The organism is Bacteroides sp. (assembly GCF_029057325.1).
In the GTDB taxonomy this organism is placed as follows: domain Bacteria; phylum Bacteroidota; class Bacteroidia; order Bacteroidales; family Bacteroidaceae; genus Bacteroides.
This window is the reverse complement of the sequence record NZ_JAICZW010000012.1, coordinates 1-20,746: the sequence shown is the minus strand read 5'-3', so window position 1 is coordinate 20,746 and position 20,746 is coordinate 1. Positions and strand designations below refer to the sequence as shown.

The 20,746-nt window shown below is 49.5% G+C and carries 16 protein-coding genes; 9 read left to right on the top strand and 7 right to left on the bottom strand.

What is annotated here, in order from left to right; genetic code table 11:
• Positions 1–69: 69 nt before the first annotated feature.
• Positions 70–333, bottom strand: coding sequence for a GNAT family N-acetyltransferase (locus K2G43_RS00455; RefSeq protein WP_297641571.1), 264 nt, complete (start codon positions 331–333; stop codon positions 70–72).
• A 972-nt stretch (positions 334–1,305) separates the two neighbouring features.
• On the opposite strand from K2G43_RS00455, the gene purH reads away from it, so the two are divergent.
• The 6 genes from purH (at position 1,306) to rodA (ending at position 8,768) form a co-directional block, all read left to right on the top strand.
• Positions 1,306–2,829: a bifunctional phosphoribosylaminoimidazolecarboxamide formyltransferase/IMP cyclohydrolase gene (purH, locus tag K2G43_RS00450; protein WP_297641523.1), complete on the top strand. Its 1,524-nt coding sequence runs from the start codon at positions 1,306–1,308 to the stop codon at positions 2,827–2,829.
• Positions 2,830–2,945: 116 nt separating this feature from the next.
• The gene (locus K2G43_RS00445) at positions 2,946–3,968 is read left to right on the top strand and encodes a rod shape-determining protein (protein WP_297641525.1); all 1,023 of its coding nucleotides are present in this window, start codon (positions 2,946–2,948) and stop codon (positions 3,966–3,968) included.
• A 96-nt stretch (positions 3,969–4,064) separates the two neighbouring features.
• Complete coding sequence (mreC, locus tag K2G43_RS00440; RefSeq protein WP_297641527.1) at positions 4,065–4,910, top strand: rod shape-determining protein MreC; 846 nt, start codon at positions 4,065–4,067, stop codon at positions 4,908–4,910.
• A complete protein-coding gene (mreD, locus tag K2G43_RS00435) occupies positions 4,910–5,410 on the top strand; it encodes a rod shape-determining protein MreD (RefSeq protein ID WP_297641529.1) in 501 nt (166 codons plus the stop codon). The genes mreC and mreD overlap by 1 nt, the downstream gene beginning before the upstream one ends.
• A 66-nt stretch (positions 5,411–5,476) precedes the next feature.
• Entirely contained in the window at positions 5,477–7,330 is a 1,854-nt protein-coding gene (gene mrdA, locus K2G43_RS00430; protein ID WP_297641531.1) for a penicillin-binding protein 2, read from the top strand.
• The gene (rodA, locus tag K2G43_RS00425) at positions 7,311–8,768 is read left to right on the top strand and encodes a rod shape-determining protein RodA (RefSeq protein ID WP_300152606.1); all 1,458 of its coding nucleotides are present in this window, start codon (positions 7,311–7,313) and stop codon (positions 8,766–8,768) included. Before mrdA ends, rodA begins: the two co-directional genes overlap by 20 nt.
• Before the next feature lie 24 nt (positions 8,769–8,792).
• Here rodA and K2G43_RS00420 read toward each other — a convergent pair whose 3' ends face one another.
• The 5 genes from K2G43_RS00420 to K2G43_RS00400 all read right to left on the bottom strand — a co-directional run bounded on the left by K2G43_RS00420 (position 8,793) and on the right by K2G43_RS00400 (position 14,793).
• On the bottom strand, positions 8,793–9,278 hold the full coding sequence (locus K2G43_RS00420; protein WP_297641534.1) for a gliding motility lipoprotein GldH: 486 nt from the start codon (positions 9,276–9,278) through the stop codon (positions 8,793–8,795).
• Positions 9,256–10,548 carry a regulatory iron-sulfur-containing complex subunit RicT gene (gene ricT, locus K2G43_RS00415; RefSeq protein WP_300152604.1) on the bottom strand — a complete coding sequence of 431 codons (1,293 nt, stop codon included), beginning with the start codon at positions 10,546–10,548 and terminating at the stop codon, positions 9,256–9,258. The genes K2G43_RS00420 and ricT overlap by 23 nt, the downstream gene beginning before the upstream one ends.
• 99 nt (positions 10,549–10,647) lie before the next feature.
• Positions 10,648–11,775 (bottom strand): DNA polymerase III subunit, encoded by a 1,128-nt coding sequence (locus tag K2G43_RS00410; RefSeq protein ID WP_300152602.1) that lies wholly within the window; start codon positions 11,773–11,775, stop codon positions 10,648–10,650.
• A 50-nt stretch (positions 11,776–11,825) separates the two neighbouring features.
• Complete coding sequence (gene metF / locus K2G43_RS00405; RefSeq protein WP_297641540.1) at positions 11,826–12,779, bottom strand: methylenetetrahydrofolate reductase [NAD(P)H]; 954 nt, start codon at positions 12,777–12,779, stop codon at positions 11,826–11,828.
• 91 nt (positions 12,780–12,870) lie between these two features.
• A complete protein-coding gene (locus K2G43_RS00400) occupies positions 12,871–14,793 on the bottom strand; it encodes a fimbrillin family protein (protein ID WP_300152599.1) in 1,923 nt (640 codons plus the stop codon).
• Between the two features lie 360 nt (positions 14,794–15,153).
• Between K2G43_RS00400 and metA the strand changes: the two genes are divergently transcribed.
• Genes metA through K2G43_RS00385 form a run of 3 tightly spaced genes read left to right on the top strand, consistent with a single transcriptional unit; the run spans position 15,154 to position 19,029 of the window.
• Entirely contained in the window at positions 15,154–16,071 is a 918-nt protein-coding gene (gene metA, locus K2G43_RS00395) for a homoserine O-succinyltransferase (RefSeq protein ID WP_297641544.1), read from the top strand.
• Between the two features lie 2 nt (positions 16,072–16,073).
• Complete coding sequence (locus tag K2G43_RS00390; protein ID WP_300152668.1) at positions 16,074–17,960, top strand: U32 family peptidase; 1,887 nt, start codon at positions 16,074–16,076, stop codon at positions 17,958–17,960.
• Positions 17,961–17,976: 16 nt separating this feature from the next.
• A complete protein-coding gene (locus K2G43_RS00385; RefSeq protein WP_300152597.1) occupies positions 17,977–19,029 on the top strand; it encodes a hypothetical protein in 1,053 nt (350 codons plus the stop codon).
• 245 nt (positions 19,030–19,274) lie between these two features.
• Here the strand turns inward: K2G43_RS00385 and K2G43_RS00380 are convergent.
• Positions 19,275–20,746: TonB-dependent receptor (locus tag K2G43_RS00380; protein WP_300152595.1), on the bottom strand; the 1,472-nt coding region annotated here is incomplete at its 5' end.

Genomic DNA, 20,746 nt, shown 5'->3' with positions numbered 1-20,746 from the left:
CGTTCCGGATTCTCCAAATGATATTCGGAGGGGTTCATCAGTGGATGTTACACTCCTGTTTCTTCCGTTCTATTGCAAGTATTCCGGATGCCGTTTCAGCCAGATGGCGGCATAGGAGCATGTGGCTATGGGTTTAAGGCTTTTGCTCCGTGCATAGTCGTATGCGGTTTTTACAAGGGCGGAGGCAATTCCTTGTCCGCCAATCTCTTTGGGTACTATCGTATGGCGGATGTCTAAGCCACCGTTTGTTGTCAGCTGGTAGGCAAGGTATGCCGTGTGGCCGTTCACTTCTGTTTTGAACAGCTGCCCTGTTTGGTCATGTACAATTTTCATCATTTTAAACAAATGCTTTTTTAAGTGTGTATGCGGATGAAGCGGTTTTTTGCTTCGCTCCTTGAATGACAGATTGTATAAATAACCGTTGTCGCTTCACAATTGTTCTGATTTTGTTTTAGTATAATGTCCGTTGGCGGAATTTATTCGCAGGTCTGTTTGTGGTGTGATTTAATATGCTGATTTTCAGGTGTAAAAAATCGATCTGACAGACACTTGTGTTCAGCGTGACAAACACTTGTGTTCAAGCCGACAGACACAAGTGTTTGAGCCGACAGACGCAAGTGTCTGTCAAACCGGGGATATATAGGCGGAATTTGAATGCTATGGAAAAGAGAACTAACTTCTCTAAATGTAAACTATTTTTCAGCTTTCTCCTCGCGGGAAGCACGTCCCGATAGAAAAACGCCTTTTCCCTTCCTCTCCGCGGTTCTTCCTGTTTGCATCTTATCCCACCCCTACCAGGGCCTATTCGGCTTCGGACGTTCTTCGGACAAACTCCACTCCCTAGGACCGAAGAATGTCCGAAGAACGTCCGAAGAAACACCGAAGGAAGTACGGAGCGGGTAAGGACCGGACAAGACGCAGGCTGAAAGGATAGGGGATGATGGATTTTTCCGGAGGAGAAAATATTGTGTAAATAATTTTGATTACAGGCTTCTTTTTATGAAAGAACCGTTCCACGGAAAAAAGAAATCGGAGGAAAGGAAGTGGTGTAAACCCTTATGCCATTTTTCTAAATTTTAGGTAAATGCGCTTCATTAGCCGGAGGGGGTATGGCTAAGCCGATTCCATCTGCAAGTGTGAAATCAGGCAATAAATTCTAGAAAAACAGGCGATCGGAAATGAAAAAGCCAAGCCTCAATTTTAATTATAGCTAATTTATTGTGTATGAATATGTGCGCAACCAAACAAAATTCGTACCTTTGTGCCCTAAAATTTATAATACGCGTACTAATAAATAAGCAAATCATGTCTGAAACAAAAAAAATCAAAACAGCTCTGGTATCTGTTTACCACAAGGAGGGTTTGGACGAAATCATTACCAAACTGCATGAAGAAGGTGTAGAGTTCCTTTCAACCGGTGGAACCCGTCAGTTTATCGAATCTCTGGGCTATCCCTGCAAGGCAGTGGAAGACCTGACCACATACCCCTCCATTCTGGGCGGACGTGTAAAGACCTTGCACCCGAAAGTGTTCGGAGGAATACTCTGCCGTCGCGGACTGGAACAAGACATGCAACAGATTGAGAAATATGAAATCCCCGAAATAGACCTCGTCATCGTTGACCTCTATCCGTTTGAGGCTACCGTGGCAAGTGGCGCCGACGAGCCCACCATTATCGAGAAGATTGATATAGGCGGTATCTCCCTGATTCGTGCCGCTGCCAAGAATTATAGCGACGTGGTCATCATCGCTTCACAAGGACAATACCAGCCGTTCCGCGATATGCTGATGGAACACGGTGCTACTACTTCGCTCGAAGAGCGCCGTTGGTTTGCCAAAGAGGCGTTTGCCGTATCTTCTCACTATGATTCGGCTATCTTCAATTACTTCGACGGCGAAGAAGGCTCTGCTTTCCGCCAGTCGGCCAACAATCAGAAGGCTTTGCGCTATGGCGAGAACCCGCATCAGAAGGGCTACTTCTACGGCAATCTCGATGGCATGTTCGACCAGATTCATGGCAAGGAAATCTCTTACAACAACCTGCTCGACATCAATGCTGCCGTTGACTTGATCGACGAGTTCAAGGAGACCACGTTCGCCATCCTGAAACATAACAACGCTTGCGGTCTGGCTTCACGTCCTACCGTATTGGAAGCGTGGAAGGATGCGCTTGCCGGCGACCCTGTATCGGCTTTCGGTGGCGTGCTCATCACCAACGCCGTGGTGGACAAGGCTGCCGCCGAAGAAATCAACAAGATATTCTTTGAAGTGATTATCGCTCCCGACTATGATGTGGATGCGCTGGAAATCCTTGGTCAGAAGAAGAACCGCATCATCCTGGTCCGCAAGGAGACCGCGCTGCCTAAGAAGCAGTTCCGCTCTTTGCTGAATGGCGTGTTGGTGCAAGACCGCGACTTGAAGGTAGAGACTCCCGAAGAGTTGAAGACGGTGACTGTCAAAGCCCCGACGGCTCAGGAGATAGAAGATATGCTCTTCGCCAACAAGATTGTGAAGAACAGCAAGTCCAACGCCATTGTATTGGCAAAGGGCAAGCAGCTGTTTGCAAGCGGAGTAGGCCAGACCAGCCGTGTGGATGCCCTGAAGCAGGCCATCGAGAAAGCCAAGAGCTTTGGTTTCGACCTGAACGGTGCCGTGATGGCGAGCGATGCTTTCTTCCCCTTCCCCGACTGCGTGGAGATTGCCGGCAATGAGGGCGTGACTGCCGTTATCCAGCCGGGTGGAAGCATCAAGGATGAACTCTCGTTCAATTATTGCAACGAACATGGCATTGCCATGGTGATTACGGGATTCCGTCACTTTAAACACTGATTAAATTGAGAATTGAGAATTGAAAATTGAGAAATGATACACTTTCCCGCTTTTCAATTCTCAGTTCTTGATAGGTGTATTAATTCTCAATTTCTAATTCTCAATTTTCAATTTAAATGGGCTTGTTCTCTTTTACACAAGAAATAGCGATGGACCTTGGTACCGCCAACACCATCATCACCTCGAATGGTAAAATCGTGGTGGATGAACCTTCGGTGGTAGCGTTGGACCGTCGTACAGATAAGATGCTTGCCGTGGGCGAAAAGGCAAAGCTGATGCACGAAAAGACCCACGACAATATACGGACCATCCGTCCGCTTCGCGATGGTGTGATTGCCGACTTCTATGCTTGCGAGCAGATGATACGCGGACTTATCAAGATGGTGAATAGCCGTCATCGCCTGTTCTCTCCCTCACTCCGTATGGTCATTGGTGTTCCTTCGGGCAGTACCGAAGTGGAACTGCGTGCCGTGCGCGACTCTGCCGAACATGCCGGCGGACGTGACGTTTACCTGATTTTTGAGCCGATGGCAGCCGCTATTGGTATCGGTATCGATGTGGAGGCGCCGGAAGGCAACATGATTGTAGATATAGGTGGCGGTTCTACAGAGATTGCCGTCATCTCGTTGGGAGGTATTGTGAGCAACAACTCCATCCGTATTGCCGGTGACGACCTGACTGCCGACATCCAGGAGTACATGAGCCGCCAGCACAACGTGAAGGTCAGCGAACGTATGGCGGAACGTATCAAAATCAATGTAGGTGCCGCTTTGACCGAATTGGGCGAAGACGCTCCCGAAGATTATATCGTGCATGGTCCGAACCGTATTACCGCGCTGCCGATGGAAGTCCCCGTATGCTATCAGGAGGTGGCACACTGTCTGGAGAAATCCATCTCCAAGATTGAGACCGCTATCTTGAGCGCTTTGGAGAATACGCCTCCCGAATTGTATGCCGACATTGTGCACAATGGCATCTACCTTGCCGGTGGCGGTGCGTTGCTTCGCGGGCTCGACAAGCGCCTGACGGACAAGATAAATATTCCGTTCCACATTGCGGAAGATCCTTTGCATGCGGTGGCCAAAGGTACGGGTGTGGCTCTGAAGAATGTGGATCGTTTCTCATTCTTGATGAGATAATAGGCAAATCAATAGTGAAAGAGTTAATGGTGAAATCTATGTTGCATGAGGTGAGGATTCATTTTTAATTCTTCATTCTTTCATTTGTTTGTCAATATGCGTAATTTACTGAACTTCCTCATTAAATACAATTACTGGTTCCTCTTTCTGTTGTTAGAGGTGACCAGTTTTGTTTTATTGTTCCGCTTCAACCATTATCAGCAGAGCGTCTATTTCACCTCTGCCAATGGAGTGGCGGGAAAGGTTTATGAAATTTCAGGGGGAATCAGTTCTTATTTTCATTTGAAGACGGTCAATGAGGACTTGCTGGACCGCAACATCTGGCTGGAGCAGCGGGTGGCGCTCCTGGAAAACGTGTTGCAGGAGAAGGAACAAGACTCGGCCAGGCTGTATAGTATGGAACGGATTGCTCCTGCCGAATACCAAGTGTTCAAGGCAAACGTCATCAAGAATAGTCTGAACAAATCAGATAACTACATTACGTTGGATCGTGGTGCGGCAGACGGCATTTGTCCGGAAATGGGAGTGGTGGATGCCAACGGAGTAGTGGGGATTGTCTATAAGACCTCACCTCATTATTCAGTGGTGATTTCATTGTTGAACGGTAAATCCAGCATCAGTTGCAAGATTGTGGGCAGTGACTACTTCGGCTATCTGAAGTGGGAGGGGGGAGATTCCCGTTTTGCCTACCTGAAAGACTTGCCCCGCCATGCGGAATTCAAATTGGGCGATACGGTGGTGACAAGTGGTTATTCCGCCGTGTTTCCGGAAGGTGTCATGGTGGGTACGGTGGACGATATGGCCGACTCGCATGATGGATTGTCGTATCTGTTGAAGATAAAGTTGGCAACAGACTTTGGGAAGGTGAGCAACGTGCGTGTCATTTCCCGTAGCGGGCAGGATGAACAGAAAGCATTGGAGAATGATAAGGAGTTGAAGTAATGGTTATCAATTATCTGCATAAAATAGGATGGTTTGTCGGATTGGTGCTGCTGCAAGTGCTGATACTTAACAATATAGACATTGCCGGGTATGCTACTCCGTTTCTGTATATCTACCTGATTGTGAAGTTCGAGTCGGATACTCCCCGTAATACGTTGATGCTTTGGGCATTCTTCTTGGGATTGGCGGTCGATGTCTTTTCCGACACGCCGGGAATGAATGCGGCAGCTTCGGTATTGCTGGCTTTCATGCGGCCTCTTCTTTTACGCTTGTTCATACCTCGCGACACATTGGACGTATTGGCTCCTGCTGTTCATTCCATGGGTGTCTTTCCTTTCTTGAAATACCTGATTGCAAGTATCTTGGTGCATCATGGGATGTTGCTTACCCTTGAATTTTTCTCTTTTGCCCATTTGAGCACATTGTTGCTGCGGATTTTGACAAGCACCTTGCTTTCCGTGGCATGCCTGATGGCAGTGGAAGGAGTCAAGAAGAAATGAGGCGAATTATAAATTTTGAGTTGACGGCGCATGAGCCGCATGACAATTCATCATTCTGAAAATAACATGAAGGATTATACTCTGGAGAAGCGTAAATATGTGATTGGGGCGGTGACGATTGTCATCGTTCTTATTTATGTGTTCCGGTTGTTCGATCTGCAAATCATGACCGATGATTACAAGCGGAACGCTGACAGCAACGCTTTTCTGAACAAAATACAATATCCCTCGCGAGGGGCGATTTACGACCGGAACGGCAAGTTGCTTGTGTTCAACCAGCCTGCCTACGACATCACGTTTGTGCCGCGCGAGGTGACGGAACTGGATACACTCGACCTTTGCCGCACGCTGAACATCACCTTGGAACAGTTTAACAAACGGATGGCGGATGTGAAGAATCGCCGCATGAATCCCGGCTACTCCAAATATACGAATCAGATGTTCATGACGCAGCTTTCAGCGGAAGAGTGTGGCGTGTTTCAGGAAAAATTGTTCAAGTTTCCGGGCTTTTACATTCAGCGGCGTACCATCCGGCAATATACCTACAATTCGGCGGGACATGCGCTGGGCGATATCGGCGAGGTGTCGAAGAAAGATATCGAGAACGACAATTACTACATCCGTGGCGATTACATAGGCAAGCAGGGCATTGAGAAGTCTTACGAGAAGTATCTTCGTGGCGAGAAGGGCGTGGAGATTCTGCTTCGCGATGCTCACGGACGCATTCAAGGACACTATATGGACGGACAATTGGATCGTCCTTCCGTACCCGGCAAGAACCTGACGTTGGGAATAGACATCGACCTCCAGATGCTGGGAGAACGGTTGCTTCAGCACAAGATTGGGGCGATTGTGGCCATTGAACCGGAAACGGGAGAAATACTCTGCATGGTCTCTTCGCCTACCTTCGACCCTCACCTGATGATAGGGCGGCAGCGTGGCAAGAACCACCGCCTGTTGCAGATGGACAAGCGGAAACCGTTGCTGAACCGTGCCATTATGGGCGCCTATCCTCCGGGTTCTACTTTCAAGACGGCGCAGGCGCTGACTTTCCTCCAAGAAGAGATTATCCACGAAGATTATCCGTCCTATCCTTGTGCGCATGGCTTCAATTATGGAAGTCTGCATGTGGGGTGTCACGGACACGGTTCGCCTCTGCCGTTGGTGCCGGCTATTGCCACCTCTTGCAATTCGTACTTCTGTTGGGGGTTGTTCCGCATGTTTGGTGACAAGAAATACGGTTCGCCGCAGAATGCCATCACCGTATGGAAAGACCACATGGTGTCGCAGGGATTTGGCTACCGGCTGGGTACAGACCTTCCGGGTGAGCAGCGCGGCTTTATCCCGAACGCTCAATTCTATGACAAGCCCTATCGGGGATCGTGGAACGGTCTGACTGTTATCAGTATCTCCATCGGGCAGGGGGAGATTACCGCTACTCCGTTGCAGATTGCCAACTTGGGAGCGACCATTGCCAACCGCGGGCACTTCACCACCCCGCACATCGTGAAGGAGATAGAGGACAACGAACTGGACAGCATCTACCGCACTCCCCGTTATCCCACCATCGGGCGTGAGTATTATGAGATGGTGGTGAAAGGCATGCGCGCCGCTGTCACAGGTGGTACCTGCCGCATGGCAGGAGCCATCTTGCCGGGTATCGAGGTTTGCGGAAAGACGGGGACGGCACAGAACCGTGGCAAGGACCATTCCATCTTTATGGGTTTTGCCCCGATGAACAACCCGAAGATAGCCATTGCGGTGTATGTGGAGAATGGTGGTTTCGGAGCCACGTATGGCGTGCCCATCGGTGCCATTATGATGGACCAGTACCTGCATGGGAAGTTGTCGCCTGAGAATGAGCTGCGGGCGGAGGAATTCAGTAATCGAGTAATATTGTATGGTGACGAGGAGAGATAGTATATGGAAATCGCTGGACTGGGTGACGATAGTTGTTTACCTGCTGCTGATTGTGTTTGGATGGTTCAGCGTGTGTGGAGCGAGTTATGATTACAGCGACCGCGACCTGCTGGACTTTTCCACCCGTGCGGGCAAGCAGTTCGTATGGATTGTCTGTTCGTTCGGATTGGGGTTTGTCTTGCTGATGCTGGACGATGCCCTCTACGACATGTTCTCCTACCTTATTTATATAGGGCTGTTGCTGCTGCTGTTGGTCACGATATTTATTGCGCCCGATACCAAGGGGTCACGTTCGTGGCTCATCCTGGGACCTGTCAGCTTGCAGCCTGCGGAGTTTGCCAAGTTTGCCACGGCGCTGGCGATTGCCAAGTACATGAGTGCCTATTCGTTTACGATAAAGAATTGGAAAAATGCCTGTATGCTGGCGTTTTTCATTCTGTTTCCGATGTTGCTCATCATCATGCAGCGGGAGACCGGTTCGGCATTGGTCTATTCTGCCTTCTGCCTGATGCTCTATCGGGAGGGAATGCCGGGCGTGGTGCTTTTTTCCGGGCTTTGTGCGGTGGTCTATTTTGTGGTGGGCATCCGGTTTGCCGATGTGATGATTGCCGATACTCCTACGCCCATCGGTGAGTTTGCCGTGTTGTCGATGGTGCTGCTTTTCGCTGCGGGCATGGTGTGGGTCTATGAGAAGAAATGGGAGCCGACGCGTAACATGCTGGCGGTGACGTTCGGTGTATTGCTGGCGGCTTATCTGTTATCCGAGCATGGGGCGCATTTCAACCTGGTGTGGGTGCAGTGGGGACTTTGTGCGTTGCTGATAGGTTACTTGTTTTTCCTCTCTCTGCGTGAGCATCGGCTGACCTATTTTCTGATAGGCATGTTTGCCATTGGTTCTATCGGTTTCCTCTATTCCAGCGATTATTTCTTCAACAAGGTGTTGGAGCCTCATCAGCAGATACGTATCAAGGTAGTGCTTGGTATGGAAGAGGATTTGGCAGGTGCGGGCTACAATGTGAACCAGTCGAAGATAGCCATCGGCTCCGGGGGACTGACGGGAAAAGGCTTCCTGAACGGTACGCAGACCAAGCTGAAATATGTGCCCGAACAGGACACTGACTTTATCTTCTGCACTGTGGGCGAGGAGGAGGGATTCATCGGCTCAACAGCGGTGTTGCTGCTGTTCCTCGTATTGATTCTACGGCTGATTGTGGTGGCGGAACGGCAGCCTTCTGCTTTTGGGCGAGTATATGGGTATTCGGTGCTCAGCATCTTCTTGTTCCATCTCTTCATCAACATTGGCATGGTGCTGGGCTTGACACCAGTCATCGGCATTCCATTGCCTTTCTTCAGCTACGGCGGGTCTTCGCTGTGGGGATTCACCATTCTGTTATTCATTTTTTTGCGGATTGATGCAGGGAGAAATCGAAGGGTTTAGGGCGATTGCAAGATGGATACACTTTTATCGTTCTAACTTGATGCCGATATCGTTGATGCCCGGAAGCTTTTCATCGGGAAAAGCATAAACTATTTTTAGCAGATAAGTGCCAGGCTTGCCGATGCGGATGCTTCCTGCCGGGAATCTGCTTTGGTAAAGCCCGCCCCAACCATCGCCTTGCCAGACTCCTTCAGGGGTTGCTAGTGTGAAATGCAGGGTGTCTGCAGGCGAGGACGAGCCGTCCGGTGCTGTGCTGCCGACGGTTAGATTTAGGTTCTGATAGGGATAATTGTTTCGGTTCCGTACTTCGATGGATAGTTTGTAGTAGGTTTGCGAGTCGGGCACCTCCACGGGGAAGCAGATGGTATCTGTCCGTTTCCACCCTTCGTTGGATAGAGATTGATAGGCGTGATACACCGTCTGCTTGTCGCAAGCGCTTAAGAGGCTTGCGGCAAGCAGAAAGATGGTACTTTTGGGCAGGAGGTTCCTATTTTTGAACGGGTTTGTCATTGGAAGCATTTTTTTCTCCTTGCGGTTTGGGCTTGTTGTTGCGGTTCTTGTTACGGTTGTTGTTCCGCGGCTTGGATTGCTCTTTGGGAGCATTAGCTTGCTGGGGAGCGTTGGATTGTTCGCTTCCTTGCGGACGGTTGTTGCCGTTGCTCTTCTTTTTTTTCTTGTTGCGGTTACCGTTTCCTTCGTTGTTGCCGTTGTTCTTGGTTTTTCGATTGCGGTCGAAGCGTGTCAGGCTTTCTTGTTCCACCAGGTCCACCGGTTTTTGGGGGACTGTGCGGTGCTCTTCCGCCAGCAAGCTGTCGGGTTTGATGCCTCGTTTGTTCAGTCCAATGATTTCAAAGGCACGTCTGCCGCTGATGGTGACCAGGTTGGCGGGGATGCTCTTGTCGCTCGAGTAGGTCACTTGGTTGCTCAGGATATCGGCTTTGAAGAAGTAGAATACGCCGTCTTTGGTTTCCAATTCTACCTCTTTGGAAGGCAATCGCTTTTGGGCTTCCACATAGCAGTCCACTTCGTAGTTGAGGCAGCATTTCAGCTTGGCGCATTGTCCGGCAAGTTTCTGCGGATTCAGCGAGATGTCTTGGAAGCGTGCCGCACCGGTGGAAACCGATACGAAAGAGGTCATCCATGTAGCGCAGCATAGCTCACGCCCGCAGGGACCGATACCGCCAATGCGTCCAGCTTCCTGACGGGCACCGATTTGCTTCATTTCGATGCGCACGCGGAATGCTTCGGCAAGCACCTTGATGAGCTGGCGGAAGTCCACACGTTCATCGGCGATGTAGTAGAAGATGGCTTTGTTGCCGTCTCCCTGATACTCTACGTCGCCGATTTTCATGTTGAGGTTGAGGCTCAGCGCAATCTGGCGGGCGCGTATCATCGTGGAGTGTTCGCGTTCTTTCGCCTCCTGATACTTGTCCATATCCACCGGCTTCGCCTTGCGGTAGATGCGCTTAATGTCTGTTTCCGATTTGATGTTGGCTTTCTTCATTTGCAGGGGGACAAGGCGTCCTGTCAGTGTTACCACCCCGATGTCGTGTCCGGGCATTGCTTCTACGGCCACGATGTCACCTTTTTCCAAAGGTATCTTATTGCTGTTGCGGTAATATCCCTTGCGGGTGTTCTTGAACTGAACTTCCACAAAATCACTCTCCTCGGTATTGCCAGGGATGTCGGCGAGCCAGTCGTAGGTGTTCAGTTGCTTGTCCTGTCTGCCGCAACTTTTGCAACAGAGGTTTCCGCTTCCGTTATGTAGCTTAAATTCCATCTTTATCAGTATCTTTTATTTATTGTTCTTTTATTTAATTGTTCTAACGCTTTTTTGTTGCATCTTCTTCTTGATTTAAAACCACAAAAGACTTGAACTTTATTGTTTCAGCAGCACAATCATCTTCAGCGAAAAGTCGAAGAACACCATGCGGGCGTTCACGTTCTGTTCGATGTGTATTTGCGCTTCGGTCAGTTCGTCCATGATGCCCATAACGTTCCGTTCGTTGACGAAGGGCGAGAAGCGGTTGGAGAAGTTCCGTTCGTTTATGGTCATGTAGTTCATCTCTTTTTGGTGGAAGTTGAGGATGAAGTTTTCTCTTATCATGCGTTGGCAATAGGTCAGAAAGTTCTTTTGCCGTTCGCGTCCCATGGCTGCCACCTGTTCGCTCCATTGTTTCATCTCCCGAATCTTGCGTTGGTAGGAGAGGCGCATCAGACTGACGAACAGGTCGAAGAAGAGTTCGTTCTCTTCGTTCAGGTGAATGGTTTCCAGTGCTTTGATGAAGTTTCCGTTGGCAAGGTGAGCGATGACTTCACTGTCGGCGGGCTGCACGCCATACTTCTGTTGCAGGGCTTCCGCTACGTCCGTTTCTTCTATCTTGGGGATGTTGAAGCGTTGCGTCCGGCTGAGGATGGTGGGCAATATCATTTCGGGTGCTTCGGAAATCAGTAAGAAGAGCGTCTTTTCGGGAGGTTCTTCCAACAGCTTGAGCAACTTGTTGGCGCAGACTTCGTGTAGCTTTTCGGGGAGCCATACAATGACGGCTTTATAGCCGCCTTCACTAGATTTCAGGTTGAGTTTGCGGGTAATCTCGTCACTCTCTTTGGCATAGATGATGGCTTGCCCGTTTTCGGCATCTATTTCGTTCAACCAATGGTTGAGACCGAAGTAGGGAGTGGTAAGCAACAGGTGTCGCCAGTTGGTGATGTAGTCATCGCATACTTCCTTTTTTCCTTTGGCGCTTTTCACTATCGGGAACACGAAATGTATATCCGGATGTACCAACTTATCCCACTTCACGCACGAGGGGCATGTGCCGCATGCATCCGTCTCCGTGCGGTTGGGGCAGCTGATGTAGCGGGCGTATGCGAGTGCCAACGGAAGTTTACCTGTTCCGGAAGTGCCGCAGAAGAGTTGCGCATGAGGAATGCGTCCTTCTTGTACTTCCTGTATCAGCCTTTGTTTGGCTGCTGCTTGTCCTATGACATCTTTAAAGCTGAACACGAGATTAATAGCTTATAAGTTATTACTTGAAATTTTAATTGCCTATTGTTTTAGTAGATTTGTTTGGCCACCTTCTTGATGCTGTCTGTAGCTCCCACGGAGTAGAAGTGCAGGCTGGGTACGCCATGCGCTATCAGCTCCTTGCACTGCTGTATGCACCACTCGATTCCCACTTGCTTGGCCTCTTCGTCACTCTTGCATTTCAAGGCTTCTTTGGTCAGTTCTTCAGGTAAATCGACCTTGAAGGTCTTAGGTATCATGCTGAGTTGCGACAGTTTCTTGAAAGGCTTGATGCCCGGAATGATAGGGATGGTGATGCCGGCTTGACGGGCACGTTCCACAAATGCGAAGTATTTACGGTTGTCATAGAAGAGTTGGGTTACGGCATATTCGGCACCTGTCTCCACTTTCTTCTTTAGCCAATAAAGGTCGGTTTCTATGTTGGGAGCCTCTTCGTGCTTTTCAGGATAACACGCCACACCGTAGGAGAATGGTGTATTCGTTATTTTCATTTCGGAACCATCGACGAAGATGCCTTTGTTGAAATTGTTGATTTGTTCCTGTAGTTCAATGGCATGGTTGTAACCGTCAGCTTCGGGTGTGAATACTGATTCGTGCTTGGCTTTGTCGCCGCGCAGCACCAGCAGGTCGGTGATGTTGAGGAATTGCAGGTCGAGCAGTTCGTACTCCGTATCTTCGCGGGTGAAGCCACTGCAAAGGATGTGAGGTACGACCGTAATGTTGTATTTGTTTTGGATGGCAGCCGCCACGGCAATCGTTCCAGGACGTCGGCGCAAGCGGTTCCGTTGGAATATTCCGTTGCCAAGATCCTTATATACATATTCGCTGCGGTGGGTAGTGATGTTGATGTATTTGGGGGCAAATTCCCGTAATGTATCAATGGTTTCATACACTTTTTCGATACCCGTGCCTTTCAGCGGTGGCAGTATTTCGAAAGAAAAGGCTGTTTTTTCGTTGCTGTTTATCAGGTCGATTATTCTCATTTCTTTTTCGTTATCTTTGTTCAATAGGCAAAAAACTTACACATTGGCAACAAAAATACGAAAAAGAAATGAAAATCGTTGAGATTGACCGCTATTCTTTTATGCAGCGGATGGAAAGGGCCTTGTAGTAGGGCATATTGGTAACGTGCGCCCCTTGTACTACAAACTTGTTTTGTTCACCTAAAAGATAAAAAGTGGTTTCAGAAAGTGTGTTGTTTAGAGCATCCCAACTCCAGAAAGCGGTCATCTTATAGGGACTGTAATGGGCGCCTTTGAGCCACATCCCGACCGGATAGGCGTTGAACCAGGCATGATTGTTGACGGGTGTTACTTCAGGCATAACTTCGCCCGGAATCATCACTTGCCACTCACCGGCTTTCAGTACGGCAGCATCATAACCGATGTATTCCTCCAGTTGCTTCCACTCTTCGTCCGATGGGAGCCTCCATCCTTCGGGTGCTAACTCTCCGGCCAGAACGGCTTCTCCGTTGTAGAAGTAGATGTTGTATTTATCCGGTTTGTAATATCCGGCTTTATCCGTTCCCAGTTCTGTCTGCTTCTTTAGGGCGGTTCCATCCCTGTAGGCGGTTGCACGCAGTTCTTTTCCCATCCAGTATTGCTTCCCTATTTTGGTGATGGGGTATTTTTCACAGCTTTTTCCTCTAATATCCTGTATGACATGGTTGATAATATTGACATTGATTGCTTGGGTGGGCTTACTCAACGACAAATGATAAAGGTCGTCTATGTAGAATTTGTCGATGGAGGCAGATTCTCCTTCGGTGTAGGTGAATCCGTGATCGTCTGTATTCCAGCTTATCCTGCCTCCGCAGATGGCATCATCACAATCGATGAGTTGTAAGATGATTCCGTTGCTTAAATCAGTCTTTTCATCCGGTGTAATCGGGTAGGCGACGATTGCTCTGGAGGTCAGCGAGGTGGATTTGAGATACTCTTTACATACTTCTGCTACGGGCATTCCATCGTGATAGATTCGGTATATGTTGGATTGTGAAAAGGAGAGCGCCGGGATGTGTATGGCGGCATACGGCTCTGTGTTGTCGGTCTCCATGTTGGTGATACTGTCCCATTCTTTGATGCTTCCGGCAAAACAATTCAGTGCATTACTATTAGTTTGTGTAGTGGAAATGTCAATGACGCATTCCATATTACTGCCTATTTCCATCTTCGGCATTTCGCAACTATAGATGCGTCCGTTCCATTCTAAGATGAATGACTGTTCGCTGTTGCCGATGCTTTGCGGAATAATGATGAATTCCTTGCCGATGAGCTTTTTCTTTGTGTTGATGCTCCATTTCCCGAAAGCTACAATATCCTTTTCTTCTTGCAGGTTGCTGAATGTCCCATTTTCCAGATCGTAGTCAGCGGTGGTTTGTAATCCGGTGGCTATGATGCGCGGATTGGCATCCAGCAGTTCCTGAACGGTACAGCTTTCATCGGGAGTCATCGTGATGGTCAGTTTGGCGAACTTGTGTTGAAATTCGAGTGCCACATCTTTTTCTTTATTGGTGACATCATTTGTTTGAGCTACCATAAAGTCGCTGAGCGAGTGGCTCTTGCTGTCACTTTGGTCTGTCTGTATCGATACGGGGAGGATGGACGAACCTGCCGGTACGCCGTTGTTCTGATAAGGGTAGTAACTGATGAAATTCAAAGGTATGTCCCCTTCGGGGTAGAATACGCTTTTCTTGGGGACGAGGTTGTTGTCTTCTGAGTAGGTCAGGGAGAGATTGTCAATGTATCGCTTCCCTTTGATGGAGCTGGAGGGAGTGGTCGCTATTAATCCTGCTTTATCTCCCTTTTCAAAAGCATTGCCTGTTACTTTGGTTGCAGTCTGCTTGATTTGGACGGAGAAGGAGATGGGAATTGTTCCTTCTGTCAGCTCTGTTTCAGGATCATCGCTGATTTTGTTGACACAAGCTGTATTCACTAATGTCATACAGCAGAATAAGGAAACGGCAAACGCCGTTTTGGACAAATAATTTTTTTTCATGGTATTATAATTAAATTAAGGGGCAGTGGAGGAGTATTCTTCCTTGGATGTCCCGGTTTAGCTCAATAAATTGTCGTTAAAAAAATGTGATTGGGCAGAGCTATAACCGGTATGAAAAAGTTATTTACGCTTTTAAATGCTAATTATTCGTATTCCACTTGATATCGTGTCGCAATGCTTTTGAATCGTATTTTTTTTATAACTACTTGTAGCTATCGCAACAAATGTAATCAAATATGTTAGAAAAAGAAGGATAAATCTATAAAACTTTTATAATTTATTGACCCTGCTCTGATTTTTTGCCTACCTTTACACACTAAAATCGTAAATAGTAATAAGTTAAATTGTAGTCATAGCTTTATGCCTTTAAATTTACCCGATAAGCTGCCTGCCATTGAGTTGTTGAAAGAGGAGAATATCTTTGTCATTGATAATTCCCGGGCAACTCAGCAGGATATCCGTCCGTTGCGCATTGTGATTCTGAATCTGATGCCGTTGAAGATCACGACAGAGACAGACCTGGTACGCTTGCTTTCCAACACTCCGCTTCAGGTGGAGATCTCATTGATGAAGATAAAGAGCCACACCCCTAAGAATACTCCGATAGAGCACATGCGGGCATTCTATACGGATTTCGAGAAGATGCGTGGCGAGAAGTATGATGGCATGATTATTACCGGTGCGCCGGTGGAGCAAATGGAGTTTGAGGACGTGACCTATTGGAATGAAATTACCGAAATCTTCGATTGGGCACGTACACATGTCACTTCCACGCTCTACATTTGCTGGGCTGCTCAAGCCGGACTTTATCATCACTACGGGGTGCCCAAATATGCACTGGATAAGAAAATGTTCGGTATCTTCGAACATCGCACATTGCAGCCTCTGCACCCTATATTCAGAGGATTTGACGATGCGTTCTGTGTGCCCCATAGCCGGCATACGGAGATACGTAGGGAGGATATATTGAAGGTGCCCGAATTGACGCTCCTCTCTGAATCGAAAGATGCCGGTGTATATATGGTTGTGGCCCGTGGCGGACGTGAGTTCTTCGTGACCGGACATTCGGAATACTCTCCGTTGACGCTGGACACGGAGTATCGTCGTGACTTGGATAAAGGATTGCCTATTGAAATGCCCCGCAACTATTATGTGGACAATGAGCCGGACAAAGGGGTGCTGGTGCGTTGGCGTGCTCATGCCAACCTGTTGTTTTCCAATTGGCTGAATTATTTTGTTTATCAGGAGACTCCGTATAATATTGAAGATATAGAATGATGCTGATGAAGCCACGTAAAATAGAACTGCTGGCACCTGCCAAGAATCTGGAATGTGGTATCGAAGCTGTCAATCACGGGGCGGATGCGGTGTACATTGGGGCACCGAAGTTCGGCGCACGTGCTGCGGCAGTCAATTCGTTGGAAGATATCGCGGCTTTGGTGGTGTATGCCCATTTATACAATGTCCGTATTTATGTTACCGTCAACACGATTCTGAAAGATGATGAACTGGCAGAGACGGAAAAGATGATTTGGGCTTTGTATCGTGCGGGAGTGGATGCGCTGATTGTGCAGGATATGGGAATCACTCGTTTGAACCTGCCTCCCATTCCGCTTCACGCAAGTACGCAGATGGATAACCGTACGCCTGAGAAAGTGCGCTTTCTGGCAGATGCCGGTTTCCGGCAGGTAGTGCTGGCGCGCGAACTTTCGTTGCAAGAGATCAGGCATATTCACACATCTTGTCCGGAAGTGCCGCTTGAGGTATTTGTGCACGGGGCGCTCTGTGTGAGCTACAGCGGACAGTGCTATGTCAGTCAGGCATGCTTCGGGCGCAGTGCCAATCGGGGAGAGTGTGCGCAGTTCTGCCGGTTGCCGTTCAGCTTGCAGGATGCGGATGGAAAAACGATTGTACGCGACAAGCACCTGCTCTCCTTGAAGGACCTGAATCAGAGCGATGTTTTGGAGGACTTGCTGGATGCCGGAGTCACTTCCCTGAAAATAGAAGGCCGATTGAAGGACGTTTCGTACGTGAAGAATGTGACCGCCGCCTATCGGCAGAAGCTGGACCTCCTCTTTGCCCGTCGGCGGGAGTATGTGCGTGCTTCTTCCGGCGTTTGCCATTTCGATTTCAAACCCCAACTGGACAAGAGCTTCAGCCGCGGGTTCACCCACTATTTCTTGCAGGGGCGCGAACAGGCGGTTGCCTCATTCGACACCCCTAAATCGTTGGGCGAAGAGATGGGGACGATGAAGGAGCAGCGTGGCAACTACCTGACCGTGGCGGGTGTGAAAGCTTTTCATAACGGGGACGGCGTTTGCTTTCTGGACGAACAGGGTCGGCTGCAAGGATTCCGTATCAACAGGGTGGATGGGAATAAACTCTATCCGGCAGGAGAGATGCCTCGCATCAAACCTCGTACCCGTCTTTACCGGAACTACGACCAAGAGTTTGAACGTCTTCTTGCCCGTAAGTCGTCCGAGCGTAAAATCAGGATTGGATGGACGCTTGCCGACACGGCTTTCGGCTTCAGCCTGACTGTTTCCGATGAAGATGGCAACCGGGTGGCACGCTCTTTCCCTTACCCTAAAGAGGTGGCACGCACTCCACAGGCAGATAATCTGCGGGCGCAATTGTCGAAATTAGGTAACACGCCGTTTGAAGTTGCGGAAAAGCTTTCGGCTGTTTCCGATGGAGCATCGAAAGATGCTTCCGGCATCGGCCTGCATCTTTCTCAGAATTGGTTCCTGCCGGCCTCTGTCGTGGCAGACTGGCGGCGTCAGGTCATTGATAGGCTGATGGCGGCACGACGCATCACCTATCGTCGTGAGTCGGCTCTCATGAAACCTACCGGGCATCCGTTTCCTGCCGCCGAACTGACCTATTTGGGCAATGTGATGAACAACGCGGCATATCGCTTCTATCAAGCGCATGGTTTGCAATCCATTGCTTCCGCTTACGAAAAACAGCCTGTCCCTCAAGCCGTCCTGATGTTCTGTAAACACTGCTTGCGTTTCAGCATGGGCTGGTGTCCCGTTCATCAGAAGGGACGTTCCCCTTATCGGGAACCCTATTATTTAGTAGGATTGGACGGCAAACGCTTCCGGTTGGCTTTCGATTGTAAGAACTGCCAGATGAAGGTGTTTGGGGGAAATGAGGAATTTTAGGGATGCAAGTATGAGAATGGTCGGAAGCAGAAGAACAGAAAAGAAAAACGGAGCAGGGAGTGGAGCCGGTAATTTCCGCAGCTCCTCCTCCTTCATTTTTCGTTCTTCCTTCTTTATATTTCTTTTTCCGGCGTTTTTCATCTTCTTGCTTTCTTCCTGCCGCTATTCTTGTCCCAATCTTGACGATGCGGCCTTGGGCAAGTACACCCGCGATTCGTTGGCTTATCTTTACGAACGCCATTACACGTGGAATACGAATCTGGAGGTATGTGCCGATTCCGTCAGCCTGGTTTGCTTGCCATTGAAAGATTGTTACAATGTGCTTCGCAAGGGCGACCGTGCGGTGGTGGCGGAGTTTGCCGTTCATCCTGCCGATAGTGTGGACAGTGTATGGGTGAAGCTGGCACATTCGCAGGAGGTGCAGGGATGGTTGCGCGAGTCGGAGATGATGCGTGCTTTTGTGCCGTTGGACAGCGTTTCGCAGGCGATTTATCTGTTCAGCGATACGCATGCCTCTTATTTCATCGCAGTCTTTGCCCTGTTTGTCGCACTCTGGCTCTTCCGCATCTTCCGGCGTAAGCGGTTGTGGTTGGTTTGTTTTAACGATATTGACAGCGTTTATCCGTTGTTGCTGTGCCTGCTGATGGCTTGCAGCGCCACGATTTACGAGTCGATGCAGGTCTTTGTGCCGGAAACGTGGCTACATTTCTATTTCAATCCTACGTTGTCGCCCTTCAGGGTGCCGTTCGTCCTTTCGTTGTTTCTGATGAGCCTTTGGCTGTTTGTTGTGGTGCTTTTGGCGGTGCTCGATGAATTGTTCCGCCAACTTTCTCCGGAGGCGGCGGTGTTCTATCTGTTGGGACTGGCGTCTTGCTGCATCTTCTGCTATTTCTTTTTTATTCTGACTGTTTCCATCTACGTGGGTTATCTGTTTCTTGCGGCGTTTGTATGCCTGTTCTTCAAAAGATTGTGTGTGTCACTGAAAGCTGCCCGTTACCGTTGTGGCAGGTGCGGACAGGTGATAAGGGAGAAGGGGGCGTGTCCGCATTGCGAGGCAATCAATCAGTGACGGGATATCCCAGTGAGGGGCATCGGTCATCCTTCGATAGACAGAACGAAGAAGGGAGTGAAAAATCTCATTGAAAGAACGCCTCATTTTCAGGCGTTTATATGGACGTTGACAGACACTTGCTTCTGTCGTCTCAAACACTTGTGTCTGTCGTCTTAGACACTTGTGTCTGTCGTCTCAAACACAAGTGTCTGTCAACGCGACTATTAATAGGGGTAAAAATGGAATAATATACCCTCTTTTTTTTAGAATCTGCATCTAATCTCTATTCCTCCTTGCACGGGTCGTCCTTGCTGCATAAACCCGTTTCCCATGCTTTCAAAGTAGAAGGATGCGTACTCTTTGTTCAGCGCGTTGCGCACCCAGAAGTCGATTTGCGCATTTCCTTTCTGGAAGCTGAGGCGGCCGTTCAGGGTGGCATAGAAGGGCTGGCTGACGTCGTTTTGCTCTGTCCAGTAGATGCGGCCGTTGCCGGAGTAGTTGGCGCTCAGGGCGATGCGGTCGAGCCAATGGTTCGGGCGGAGCCGGAAGGTGTATTGCCCGCCGAGGTTCATCGTGTGCTTGGGTACGAACGGCACATACTTGCCGTTGTAGCTGATTTCCTGAATCTCTCCGTTTACTTTTTCGTTGCCGATGTAGTCGCGGAAGGTGGCATAGGTGTAGCCGTAGGAAGCGTTCAGCGTGAGGTCGGAGACGATGGTGGCTGTCAGGGCGATTTCCGCGCCTATGCTGCGGCTCTTGCCGGCGTTGGCCGTTTCGCGGCCCAGTCCGTTGGGGGCGAAGCGGGATATCTGCTGGTCTTTCGTCTCCAGCCAAAAGAGGGCGGCGTCGGTGTGCAGGCGTCCTTCCAGCAGGTTCAGGTGGGTGCCTATCTCGTAGTTCCAGGTCTGTTCGGGCTTGTAGGTGGTGGACGATTCCACCTCCGGATTCTCGCCTGCCTGGGGGAAATAGTTGTTCACCAACTCGCGGTAGGCCTCGGGTACGTTTGGCAGGATTGCCTCTTTGCTCTGCCGCATCATGTCGTTCCGCAGGGCGGATTGCAGCAGGTCGGAGAACATCTGCACGTTGTAGCCTCCCGAACGGTAGCCCTTGCTCACGGTGGCGTAGAGGTTGCCCCGGCCATGGGCGAGGTCGTATTGCAGCGCGAATTTAGGAAGCAGTTGCAGATAGTCCTTGTTGATGTCTCCCCGGTAGCGCGACTCTGCGGTCAGGGCTGTTTCAGGCATCATCTCTATCTCTCTTATCACCGCGTCGTTCCGCATCATCTCTCCCCGTATGCCTACCGTATAGTTCATCTCGGTGCCCGAGTCATATTTCATCTTCATGCGCTCGTAGTCCAGACGCAGTCCGGCGGTGAACGACATGCCTTTCAGACCGAAGAGGTCGCGGAAGGTGGACTGATGGAAGAGTGCTCCGTTCAGCAGCGGGGTGTCGAAATTGCCGCTGATGGGCATTCGGTGGTCGGTGATGTTGAGCGAGGGAAGGATGTTCATGCTCATGGAGGGACCCATCGGCACGCTGATGCGCGACGGTATGACGCTGCCCAGCATCTGCCTCAGCATCTCCATGCCTGCCTCCCTGAATACCACGGGGGCATCGGTTCTGAGCCATTGGTAGAAGCCGAAGACACCGGTGGTCCATTGCCAGCGGCTGTCGGACTTGCTTTTCAGTACGATTTCCTCGCTGAGGGCGTTGGAGCGTTGCCGCTGTTCCAGAG